The organism is Pedobacter sp. MR2016-24 (assembly GCF_026239655.1).
GTDB lineage: Bacteria > Bacteroidota > Bacteroidia > Sphingobacteriales > Sphingobacteriaceae > Pedobacter.
Genome location: NZ_JAPIVO010000001.1, coordinates 208,885 through 221,076, shown reverse-complemented (window position 1 = coordinate 221,076; position 12,192 = coordinate 208,885). Strand labels below are relative to the sequence as shown.

Annotated in this window: 7 protein-coding genes and 1 tRNA gene; 3 read left to right on the top strand and 5 right to left on the bottom strand. The window is 38.6% G+C overall.

What is annotated here, in order from left to right; all coding sequences use genetic code 11:
* Positions 1-56: 56 nt before the first annotated feature.
* Positions 57-1,586, bottom strand: coding sequence for an RtcB family protein (locus OQX62_RS00985; RefSeq protein WP_265829417.1), 1,530 nt, complete (start codon positions 1,584-1,586; stop codon positions 57-59).
* A gap of 26 nt (positions 1,587-1,612) precedes the next feature.
* Between OQX62_RS00985 and OQX62_RS00980 the strand changes: the two genes are divergently transcribed.
* Together OQX62_RS00980 and OQX62_RS00975 are read left to right on the top strand one after the other, a co-directional pair.
* Positions 1,613-2,656 (top strand): helix-turn-helix transcriptional regulator, encoded by a 1,044-nt coding sequence (locus OQX62_RS00980; RefSeq protein ID WP_265829415.1) that lies wholly within the window; start codon positions 1,613-1,615, stop codon positions 2,654-2,656.
* 61 nt (positions 2,657-2,717) lie between these two features.
* Entirely contained in the window at positions 2,718-3,905 is a 1,188-nt protein-coding gene (locus OQX62_RS00975) for a hypothetical protein (protein WP_265829414.1), read from the top strand.
* 111 nt (positions 3,906-4,016) lie between these two features.
* On the opposite strand, the gene OQX62_RS00970 is transcribed toward OQX62_RS00975, so the two are convergent.
* Both OQX62_RS00970 and metG read right to left on the bottom strand, forming a co-directional pair.
* Positions 4,017-4,088: transfer RNA gene (locus tag OQX62_RS00970), tRNA-Arg, on the bottom strand.
* A 6-nt stretch (positions 4,089-4,094) separates the two neighbouring features.
* On the bottom strand, positions 4,095-6,203 hold the full coding sequence (metG, locus tag OQX62_RS00965; protein ID WP_265829413.1) for a methionine--tRNA ligase: 2,109 nt from the start codon (positions 6,201-6,203) through the stop codon (positions 4,095-4,097).
* A 40-nt stretch (positions 6,204-6,243) separates the two neighbouring features.
* Here metG and OQX62_RS00960 point away from each other — a divergent pair, with 40 nt between their 5' ends.
* Positions 6,244-7,149 carry a S66 peptidase family protein gene (locus tag OQX62_RS00960; protein ID WP_265829412.1) on the top strand — a complete coding sequence of 302 codons (906 nt, stop codon included), beginning with the start codon at positions 6,244-6,246 and terminating at the stop codon, positions 7,147-7,149.
* Between the two features lie 100 nt (positions 7,150-7,249).
* Here the strand turns inward: OQX62_RS00960 and OQX62_RS00955 are convergent, their stop codons facing one another.
* Positions 7,250-8,716 carry a SusD/RagB family nutrient-binding outer membrane lipoprotein gene (locus OQX62_RS00955; protein WP_265829411.1) on the bottom strand — a complete coding sequence of 489 codons (1,467 nt, stop codon included), beginning with the start codon at positions 8,714-8,716 and terminating at the stop codon, positions 7,250-7,252.
* An 18-nt stretch (positions 8,717-8,734) separates the two neighbouring features.
* A complete protein-coding gene (locus tag OQX62_RS00950) occupies positions 8,735-11,890 on the bottom strand; it encodes a SusC/RagA family TonB-linked outer membrane protein (RefSeq protein ID WP_265829410.1) in 3,156 nt (1,051 codons plus the stop codon).
* Positions 11,891-12,192: the final 302 nt, after the last annotated feature.

Genomic DNA, 12,192 nt, shown 5'->3' with positions numbered 1-12,192 from the left:
CATCTGTTCTGCGCAATATATTTGCGCAGCTAAAATATTTAATTGATTTTAACTCATTAATCTTCCGGCTTTTCCCTTGGATCTGCCATTCTCACAATTCTCGGCTCAAAGCTGGCCAGAACTTCTACCAGATCATTTTGCGCAGCCATAACAGCATGAATATCTTTGTAAGCCATTGGCGCTTCATCCATATCACTACCCATCAGCGTAATACGTTTTTCAATGAGGTTAGCTGCAATAGTTGCTTTGTCCAGTGTTTTAAAAGCGGCACTTCGGCTCATCAGCCTCCCTGCGCCATGGCTTGCAGAATTAATGCTGGTCAGATCTCCTTTTCCACGCACTACAAATCCTGGCGTACTCATTGAGCCAGGGATAATACCCAATACTCCTTCGCCAGCCGGCGTTGCTCCTTTTCGGTGTACCATGACATCAGTACCATCGGCAAGCTTCTCCTGCCAGGCAAAGTTGTGGTGATTTTCTATTCTCTTAATCGGATTAATCCCTAAATCCCGTGCTATTTTGTTATGTATTTCATGGTGGTTAGCGCTTGCATATTCACCCGCGAGATTCATTGCTATCCAGTACTCTTGTCCTTCGTCCTTATCCAGATCAAGCCAGGCCAGGTGTTTTGCTTCAGCAGGCAACTTGGTTTTGGTCATTGCAATCCTACTGTAATGGTTGGCCACCGTACCTCCAAACCCCCGAGATCCGGAATGTGATAACAAGGCCAGATAATTACCCCCGGGAATACCTTCCAAAGCCCCCTCCGCAATAGTTAACTCACCCCATTCTACGAAATGATTGCCCGTTCCGCTTGTCCCCAACTGCGCATAAGCTTTATCCTTTAATGAACGTATAACCTTTGTTTCATTCCATGTTTTACTATCAAACAGAGAACTGTCAAAGTATGATTTTGTCGTACATCCCATACCAAAATAGGTATTGTCGACCAGGATACTTTTCAATTTGTCCTTTTGCGTATCTACCATATTGGCAGGGAGATCGAAGATACTCAGACACATGCGGCATGCAATGTCTACCCCAACAGCAAATGGTATAATTGTATTTGCTGTAGTAGCCAATACCCCACCAATTGGCAAACCATAACCTTGGTGAGCATCCGGCATAAGGGCGCCTGCAACTGCAATAGGTAATTGTATCGCCGTTCTCATCTGTGCTAAGGCGCCCACTTCAATATGTTCTAATCCCCACACCGGGAATTCAGCTATTTCCTCTTTCAATTTAAAATTACTACGCTCCTGTTTCACGAACTTCCCTTCGTTCCGCATAGCAATAACACTATCTGCCAGGTTCTTAAACTTACCACCTTTTCTTAAGGCATAAGGCATTGGATCATCAATCAACGCCTCCAGATTAGCCAGTATTTCCGACTTAGACATTACCCCGTGTTTCAGCAAGCCATTAGCCACACGACTAAAACTCACTAATATTTCCACTTCGTTGACCCCTAAGCCTTGCAATTCACTATTACTGATCTTTTCTTTTTCCATGATCGTTTTGTTATTTGATGATACAAAGAAATACAGGTCCTGCGCAGTGTATTTGCGCAGTAAAAAATAATTCATAAATTCATCAAAATAATTTTAATCAGATGCCAGTTAACCGTAATGCCCTTATTCGCTATCGTACTCTTGATCAGTGTTTACAGAACAGACATAAAAAATGGACTCTCGATGATCTTATTGATGCCTGCAGTGAAGCACTGTATGAATATCAGGGGATAGATACGGGGGTGAGCAGAAGAACTATACAGGCTGACATGGAAATGATGCGCAGCAACAAGCTAGGTTATGAGGCACCAATTGTTGTAGTCGATAAAAAATATTACACCTATAGTGACAAGGATTATAGCATCACAAACAGTCCTTTAAATCAGCAGGACATACAGGTACTGTCAGAAGTGTCTGACTTGCTGAAACAATTTAAAGGTTTCAATCATTTCACAGACCTCACCGAGATGGTGAGTAAACTGGAAGACAAGATTTATTCGCAGAAAATGCATAGTCCGCCGATAGTAGATTGCGAAAAGAATGATAACCTGAAGGGATTGGAATGGATTGAGGTGATCCGTAAAGCCATCGTAGCCAAAAAAACTATATGTATTACTTACAGGTCTTTTAAAGCAAGGCAGGCGAGCACTTTTTGTTTTAGTGGTTACCTGCTCAAAGAATATCGAAACCGCTGGTTTGTTTTAGGCATGCAACATATGCGAAACTCCCACATCATGAATCTTGCGCTGGATAGGATAGAAACGGTAGAAGAGCATGACGAAGAGTATAAAGAAAATAAAACGCTGGATCTGGTCACCTATTATGATGATTGTATTGGTGTAACGAAAAGCCCCGGTCAGCGTGATTGTGAAGTTATTTTCTGGGTGGATAATGACAATGCTCCTTACGTGATTACAAAACCTTTACATCATACTCAAAAGCTGTTAAGTAATGAAGCTGATGGAAAGATCTTCAGTATTAAAGTAATATTGAATTTTGAACTTGAAAGAGAATTATTGGGTTTTGGGGCTAAAATGCGGGTAATAGCGCCAAGGATTTTAGTAAAGCAGATTAAAGCACAGTTAAATAAGACAATGGAATTATATACATCTTTCAACAAAATAGACCGGGAACATACCTTATAGCAAAATTAAAATTGCGATAGCCATAATTTACTTATTTTGCATTAACTATACCCGAACTTAAATGAACCAGCCAAAGCTACTATTTACGATATTTTTATCATGCATAACTACAATATCATGTGCTCAGGATAGCCTTATCACTAATCTGTCAAAAAAAAATCTGACAACTTTTATAAAACAAGCAGATACATTTACAGGTCTTGGATGGCAAAAAATCATTAAAAAAGCAAAAACATCTAATGATATCCTTATCGGAGAAGACCATTTTACCAATGAAATTCCCTACTTTACTTCTGCAATTACCTCAAAGATTGTATTCGAAAATTTCATCTGTGAGATCGATCCGTTTACTGCGACCATCTTGCAGAGTAAGATTAAAAATCTGTCCAAAGACGCTTTGCAAAACTACGTAGACACTTATGGAAATAGTTTCTCTTTCTATGCCTTCAGCCCGGAATTCGAACTTTTAAAACAGCTGACCCAATCAAATACTACAATCCTCGGAACGGATCAGATCTTACTAATTGGTGATAGAGTAATTTGTAATGAACTCTATCAAACCACTAGGAACAAAACTGCAAAGGAAATCTATAAGCGAATCGCTATTAATTCAAAATTGTATTTTGACAACTTCCTAAAAGACCAAAGCAAGCCGTTTTACCTTTTGACTGACGATTTTGCAAAAAAAACAGACAGTTTATCTAAACTTCCATTGAGTAAAGAAGAGTTGAAGATTATCGATATGCTCAAACTAAGTGCAAAGATCTATAAATCGCAAAGTCATGAGCTAAGGGTTCAATTGATGAAGCACCAACTGATGGAACTTTATAGCAAATGGTCAGGCAAACGAAACCTGTTCAAATATGGCGCGAATCATCTCGCCAGGGGGGAGGGCTTTCTTGAAGTCTATGATATAGGAAACATGGTGAGCAACCTCAATGATGCTAACTATAAAAGCTCCCTGCACATCATGATATTGGGAATTTCAGGTACACAGGCATCTCCATTCGAAGGTTTTCCGTCAGAGAAGATAGATACTGATAGTGACATGCTCAAGACTCTGGAACCTATCATTAAAACAGTTAATGGTGAGCAGTGGCATTGTTTTGACCTAATTCCGTTAAGAAGAGAACTGAATTCGGGGCGACTGAATATTACAGACATCAAACTACAAAGAATAATTAAGGGATATGATTTTTTGGTAATTATCCCAAAGGTTACAGCATCGAAATTTGCTAAACATCACTAATTACCCCTTCTATTTAAAAGTTGATGAATTGCAGAGATGCAGGATTTAATGATACGGGACTTTAAACTGAAATAAAAAAGCTCAGTAGCACTTATACTACCGAGCTTTTTGTGGTCCCGACGAGAATCGAACTCATATCTAAAGTTTAGGAAACTTCTATTCTATCCGTTGAACTACGGGACCAATACCTTACCTGATTACACTTCCATTTGCATGGTTTTGTAAAGGTGCCACAAAAGTAAGTTTTCCATCTGAATTTTCAGACATTAAAATCATTCCTTGTGATAAAATTCCTTTAATTTCTCGGGGAGCAAGGTTTACTAGTAAACTAACCTGCTGTCCGATAACTTCTTCAGGCGTAAAATACTCAGCGATTCCGGATACAACTGTCCTTTCATCTATGCCAGTATTTAAAGTAAGCTTTAACAATTTTTTAGTTTTCTCCACTTTTTCCGCAGCAATGATCGTTGCTACACGGATATCCATAGCACTGAACTGCTCAAAATCTATGTTTTCCTTAACAGGAACAGCCACAGCATTCGCTTTGGTATTATCTTCTTTGCTCTGGTTTAACTTATCAATCTGCGCCTGAACCTCTGCATCTTCAATTTTCTCGAACAATAAAGACGCTTCATTTAACTGATGTCCGCGAACCAACAGATTTGCTTTACCAGCATCATCCCATTGATGACCACCATAATTCAGCATCTTCATCAGCTTATCCGCAGTAAAGGGCAGGAATGGCTCTATAAGAATCTCCAGATTAGCCACAATCTGCAAGCTGATATTCAAGATTGTGCGCACACGGTCTTCGTCAGTTTTGATTACTTTCCATGGTTCTGTCTCCGCAAGGTATTTATTACCTAAGCGAGCCACATTCATCACTTCAGTCAACGCTTCTCTGAACCTGTAATTTTCTATCGAAGCACTGATTTTTGCAGGATATAAAGCCAGCTCATCTAGTACTTGCTGGTCAAGCTCAGTTACTTCCATTAACATCGGCACTTTACCGCCAAAGTATTTGTGTGTCAACACAACCACTCTGTTCACGAAGTTACCGAAAACAGCAACCAGCTCATTGTTATTACGTGCCTGGAAATCTTTCCAGGTAAAATCATTATCCTTGGTCTCCGGAGCTGTAGCCGTTAATACATAGCGCAAAACATCCTGTTTATCCTTAAATTCAACCAGATATTCATTTAGCCATACCGCCCAGTTTTTAGAAGTCGAGATCTTTTGACCTTCTAAATTCAGGAACTCATTAGCCGGTACATTATCCGCCAGAATATAATCGCCATGCGCCATTAACATGGCCGGGAAAATGATACAGTGGAATACAATATTATCTTTTCCTATAAAATGCACCAGTTTGGTAGCATCATCTTTCCAATATTCTTCCCAATTGCCTTTCTCTACACCGTTCTGGTTGATATAATACTCTTCCGCTTTAGGATTCCAAACATCAAGACGTGCATATTCAAAAAGCTCTTTCGTGGCCGATATATAACCGATAGGTGCATCAAACCAAACATACAATACTTTTCCTTCTGCATCTTTAACCGGCACTTTGACACCCCAGTCCAGATCCCTAGTCATTGCCCTTGGTTGCAAACCGGCCTTTAACCAGCTTTGACACTGACCATAAACATTCGGTTTCCATTCAGGATGACTCTCAATATATGCTCTTAATTGCTCTTCATATTTTTCTAAAGGCAGAAACCAGTTTTTAGTCTCTCTCCTAACTGGCGGCTCACCAGATAATGTAGATTTTGGATTGATCAGATCAGTCGCATTCAATGTACTGCCACAGTTTTCACACTGATCGCCATATGCATGCTCGTAACCGCATTTCGGACAAGTTCCTGTGATATATCTGTCTGCCAGAAAAGACTGCGCCTTCTCATCATAATACTGCTCTGTGATCTCTTCCGTAAAAATACCTTTATTATAAAGTGTTTCAAAGAAATCAGACGCAGTCTGGTGGTGCATCTGAGAAGAAGTACGATGGTAAATATCAAATGACACCCCAAATTCTTTGAAAGAATCACCTATTATTTTATGATATTTATCTACTACAACCTGTGGTGTAACACCTTCTCTTTTTGCTTTTAGTGTGATCGGCACACCATTCTCATCAGAGCCGCAAATAAATTTAACATCTCTGTTATTTGAGCGCAAATAGCGCACGTAAGTATCCGCAGGCAAATAAACACCAGCTAAATGCCCTATATGTACAGGGCCATTCGTATAAGGCAATGCCGCCGTAACGGTATATCTCTTTATTTTACTGTTATCCAAAACTATTTTTATTATTTTGTCAAAGATAAGTGTTTTACCAATGATTAAACAGCCGCCCCACCTAAAAAAGGGAGACAAAATTGCTATTGTTTGTCCCGCAAAAAAATTAAAGAAGTCAATTGCCCCTGCAATAGCATTGTTAGAAGAGTGGGGCCTGGAAGTAATCATAGGTAAAAGTGTCTATGCATCATTCAATCAATTCGCCGGAAATGATGCTTTAAGGGCATCAGATCTGCAATCTTTCCTGGATGATAAAGAAATCAGAGCAATTATAGCGGGACGCGGAGGATATGGCACAATTCGTATTATTGATCAGCTTGATTTTACAAAATTTAATGAACAGCCTAAATGGATTGTTGGATTTAGCGACATCACTGTGCTGCTATCCCATTTGATAGCGGTTTGCCAGATACAAAGCATCCACGGACAAATGCCGGGCACATTCGAGGATGCAACTGCGGAATCTCTTGAAAGTTTGAGAAAAGCATTATTCGGAGAATCACTTAGATATGATTGTATCAGCGAATTCCCAAATAAAGAAGGCAACGCAGAAGGAATATTGGTAGGAGGGAACTTAAGTATCCTCCTTGCCCTGGAGGGTTCAGCATCTGGAATGGACTATACTGATAAAATATTATTCCTGGAAGATGTGGGTGAATATGAATATTCCATAGATAGAATGATGCGAACGCTAAAGCGGAATGGAAAACTGTCAAACCTTAAAGGCCTTATTGTGGGCGCTTTCAATGAAACTAAAACGGAAGACATTCCTTTCGGCAAAACACCGGAACAAATTATATGGGATTTGGTAAAAGATTACGACTATCCCGTTTGTTTTAACTTCCCTGTAGGCCATATAGATAACAATATGGCGATGATCAACGGAAAGAAAATAGATCTTCTTATCACTGATAAAACTGCATCAGTGGTCTTCAACGTAGATTAAACTACAGCCCAGGGTTATATTTAATTAACAACCGGAGTTATTCCAAAAAAAAGCGGCCTTCTAATTATAGAAGGCCGCTTTTTAATATTAAAACTTATTGTTATTGCCTTGTATCCCAGAAAATTCTAGTATTTAAACCCGATTTCTGCTTAGCATTTGGATTCAAATCAATTTCTGATTGTGGATAGTATAGTGATCTTGGAACAAACTGAACTACTGCATTGGCAGGTGGAACAATTGTAGCAGGATAACCTGTTCTTCTCCAATCAGTCCATGGTTCAACAATCACACCAAAACTTGCAACATATTTTTCGTTAATGATTTGCTCTAATTGTTGCGCAGGAGTTCCTGCCAACACGCCACGAGTAGCTAGGTATGTAGTGATGTCAGCACCAGCAACACCAGCATCATTCATTGAAGCAGTTATACCTGCAGCGAAAAACGTCTGTGCAACACCTGGGGAAGCAAATCTAAGTGCAGCTTCTGCTCTTATAAAGTTATACTCTGCAAAAGTAAGCATCCTGATAGGAGCATTTCCTGCATAAGACCCATTAGCTAATGCACCTCTCAAATAAGTATTAAACTTTGAATAATTCTGAGAAGGTGAAGCCCCACCAATGCTTCCTAAATATTGACCTGAACCCGCTGGATATTGAGTAAAATAAAATGGTCTTCTTGGATCTGCTTTACTGTTCATTAGAGAAACAAGATTATTGTTTGCCACTAAATATCCAATACGTGCATTCTGGTATTGATCGATTGGATTTTGTGATGCAGCAACCGATCCGAAAAACATCTGAAAGTTATCATCATTACTAGCAATGAACGCAGCTCCAGAATTAATCAACTGATCAATTTGTGCTTTAGCAAAAGCCGGATCTTTTTCACTATAATGTAAATACAATCTTAGTTTAAGTGTGTTTGCAAATTTTACCCACTTAGCTTTTGAGTCATCAAAATCACCTGGAAAAATAGTACTGTTGTCTCCAGGAGATTTGCTAGAAGTAGTAGCATTAACTTCAGCAATTCCTTCATTTAATACAGTAATAAGCGAAGTATAGATTTGCTCTGCACTATCATATTTAGCCTGAGTATTCAGCGTTAATTGTTGGGTTTCAGAATAAGGAACATCACCATAAAAATCCACAGTAATCTGATAAGCATAAGCTTTAAGAATTTTCGCTACTCCAGAATAATGAGGACTTCCTTCTGCAGTTGCCTTAACGATAATGTTTTCTGCATCATTTAAAATCGTTGCATACATCGTTCCCCATGCATTATTTGCATCAGAGCCTTGAATAAGATATTTTTCATAATCTTGAGTCTGATTTTGTGCCCCGGTGCTTTGACCAGAAAATTGCTGTGCAATGATTGAACTAAACCTGTTCATATCACTTCCTGCATAGAAGCCTACATTTACCGTCAATGAACTTAATTGCTGATCAATGGGTGCAGAAGCGATAGCATCAGGATTTGTATTGATATCGAAAAACTTTTTGCATGAACTTGTTGTCAAAATGCCTATCATAATAAATGAGGCAATGACTATATATCTTAATTTTTTCATATAATTCACAATTTAAACTTATAATGTTATTTTCAAATTCACACCAAACGTTCTTGAACTTGGTTGTGAGTTAAACTCAAGTCCCTGAGCATTACTAACCCCCAAAGCATTTTGCTCAGGATCGAAGTGCGGGTAATTTTTAGCTCTCAGGTATAAGTTTCTTCCAAATACACCGAATTCTAAACCTCTAAAAGGTGTTTTTTTCAAGATATCTTGTGGTAATCTGTAGTTCAACGCAGCTTCACGTACTCTGAACCACGAAGTATCATAGATATAACCTTCTGCGGCAACATATTTACCAGTATTACCATAGAAACTTTGGGCAGTCAACATCGTTGTATTGGCCTGTCCAGCATTAGGGCCTGAAGCATATACACCTTCATAGATGTAAGGTTTTGTTAATGTAAGATTGTCTGCTTCAAAACGTGGAAACTCTCCTGTTTCTGCAGCAACACCATTACGCTGAACATCAGCTATATTTCTTGAATATTGATCTCCACCTTTACGAATGTCTAAAAGGACAGATAATGAGAAGCTTTTATAGTTGAAGTTGTTATTGATACCTACAGTGTAATCAGGATTAGGATTTCCGATTTTAACTACACCAGCAGTAGGCAATGGTAAACCAGCCGGACTAAGTAATAGCTGACCGGCTTCATTCCGCTGATAAGCAGTACCATAAATCTGTCCATATTCATCACCAGCAACTAACCTGATATTTGGTGTAGTGAAACCACCTAAAAAGATATTCGTAACTCCTGGCGCAAGCGCATCAACTACTGATTTGTACTTGGTAAAGTTTGCACTAATATCCCATGAAAAATCTTTGGTTCTTAACGGCGTTCCACCAATCATTAATTCAACGCCCTTAGTAGAAAGGCTACCTGCATTTTTAGTTACAGTCGTGATACCTGATGTCGCCGAAACCGGAACATCTAAAATAACATCACGCGTTTTTCTATTGTAGTAACTTCCGTCAATAGTTAAACGGTTATTGAAAAATCCTAATTCTGTACCGAAAGATATCTCTCTGGTAAATTCAGGCGTAAGATCTGGATTACCAGCAAAATCATTTAGCGTAAAACCAGCTAATCCTTCATAAGGAAAATTGATTATCGGACCAGATCCATCACTAGCACCAGAAATATCATAATAAGTCGCAGTGTTATAAGCATCTGCTCCCTTTCCAACTTCCCCAATACTTGCTCTGAACTTAATCAGGTTTACATATTTATCAACTTTCAAAGCAGGGAAAGCCTCAGTCGCAATGAAACTTACCGCAGCACCTGGATAAAAGATAGATCTGTTCGCTGGTGTTAATGTAGATGACCAGTCATTTCTTGCTTTAAGGTTTAAAGATAAATATCCCTTATAGTCTGCAACAACGTCAGCAAAAATACCTAGCACCCTTGATCTCGTAGAGAAAACAGTAGGGTTATAGATCAATGCATTTTTCATATTGTCAAAGCCAGGAATTACCAGTTCATAGCCATCCAGTCTGTTATTTGTTCTATAATTCTCATAAATCTCATTACCCAACGTAGCACTCAGATTAAAATCCCCAAATTTATGGTTAGCATTTAATGTGAAATACGAGTTTAAATTTCTGACACTATTGTTCTGATCAACAATACCTCCCACGCCATTTGAACTTGCACCAGCAAAACCACCACCTCTGTTGCCAATTTCATCAAAACCTTTACTTCTCAAAGTATAAAAATCAGATCCTACCTTTAAGTCAGCATTCAACCAGTCTGTAAATTTGTATTTCGCATTAACGTTACCCAAAATACGGTTTACTTCATCATTGTACTTATTGTGTTTGATAGTCCAGTATGGGTGATCCTCGCCACCTGCCCAAAGTTGATTTCCATTCTCATCCTCAAAAGGCATATTAGTTAAATCGTAACTTCTTGGCGTAAAGTATGCCCTGAATAAAGGGTTAGACAATTGATTACCTTGTAGTGTTCTGATTGAACTTGTGTTGGTATAAGTCATCGACGCACCAACTGTTAATTTACTGGTGATATCAGTTGTTCCGCTAAACGTTAAGTTATTTCTTTTTAGCTTGTTATTATCAATCACATAAGTCTCGGTTGCATTACCATAAGCAACGCGCATAGTAGACTTATCGTTACCACCAGTGAAACTGATATTGTTCTGGAAATTATAAGACTGCTGGAAGATATCTTTCACATTATCAGGATGTGCTTGCAACACTTCAGGATTACCAAATGAATTCGTAATCGTCTGTCCCATAATTTTTGGTCCCCATGAAGTAGAAATACCACTTCCTGCTACGGTAGCATTACCAATATTACCTGCCGTCAACAGCCCGTTTGTACCTTGAGCATATTCGTTCTGGTATTTAGGCAATCTATTCACATTACCCAAACTGTAATTTGTTGTGTATGTAATTGTTCCCTTGTCCCCTTTTTTACCTTTTTTTGTGGTGATCAGAATTACACCTGATGCTCCACGTGGTCCATAAACAGATGTTGAGGCTGCATCTTTTAAAACCACCATGTTTTCAATATCTTCAGGGTTGATATCAATGGCTCTACTGGATACCGCAGCACCCGTTTGCAGCGCACTTGCACCTCCACTGTTATCAATAGGTACACCATCAACAACATATAATGGTTGGTTACTACCCGTAAATGTAGTCATACCCCGCATAATTACACTTGAACTCGTAAATGCACCACCTGAACCAGAAACGCGTACACCGGCAATTTTCCCAGCAAGCTGATTAGTTACGTTTGTTGCTTTTGCTGTGGTCAATTGCTCTGAATTCAATTGAGTAATTCCGTAACCGAGAGTTCTTTTATCTCTTTGTACACCAAAAGAAGTTACTACAACCTCACTCAAAGAGTTAGCATCAGGCTCTAGTGTGATATTTAAAACGTTTGAGTTGCCAACTGAAACTTCACGTGCAACAAATCCCAGGGAAGAAATTTGAAGAGCGGTAACGGAAGCTGGTATTCTTAATGAGAATTTACCACTTGCATCAGTTTGTGTGCCGCCTTGGGCACCTTTTAGACGAATGGTTACACCTGGAATAGGATTCTTATCCTCGTTTGATGTAATCGTTCCTGTGATTGTCCGGTCTTGAGCCATCGCGAAATTCACGCATAGCATCATCACGAACAAACTTTGTAGAAGTTTTTTCATAAAATTAGTTTAGGTTAATTATAGTTAAAACCGAATATAACGATTTAGCCAGATTACTAAAAAGATAAACTAAAAGAATCCCTTATATGACAATATTATGACTTTTCTAACACAATAAATTTACCGCTCTAAATAAAATCTATTTACCCTCAAAAAACTGATAATTTGCGTAGAAAATTATCAGTACGTATTGTAAAATCACTGTTAAATGCACATAACATTAAAAAGAGATTACAAAAAGCCAATTATTTGAAAAAATACCAGAAAATAAAAAGTAAATAATTGAATTATTATAAACAAAA

Excerpts from the sequence above, each read along its gene's own strand:
- OQX62_RS00975 (WP_265829414.1), top strand. The coding sequence starts at position 2,718 with ATGAACCAGCCAAAGCTACTATTTACGATATTTTTATCATGCATAACT.
- OQX62_RS00950 (WP_265829410.1), bottom strand. The coding sequence starts at position 11,890 with ATGAAAAAACTTCTACAAAGTTTGTTCGTGATGATGCTATGCGTGAAT.
- OQX62_RS00955 (WP_265829411.1), bottom strand. The coding sequence starts at position 8,716 with ATGAAAAAATTAAGATATATAGTCATTGCCTCATTTATTATGATAGGC.
- OQX62_RS00980 (WP_265829415.1), top strand. The coding sequence starts at position 1,613 with ATGCCAGTTAACCGTAATGCCCTTATTCGCTATCGTACTCTTGATCAG.
- OQX62_RS00960 (WP_265829412.1), top strand. The coding sequence starts at position 6,244 with ATGATTAAACAGCCGCCCCACCTAAAAAAGGGAGACAAAATTGCTATT.
- OQX62_RS00985 (WP_265829417.1), bottom strand. The coding sequence starts at position 1,586 with ATGAATTATTTTTTACTGCGCAAATACACTGCGCAGGACCTGTATTTC.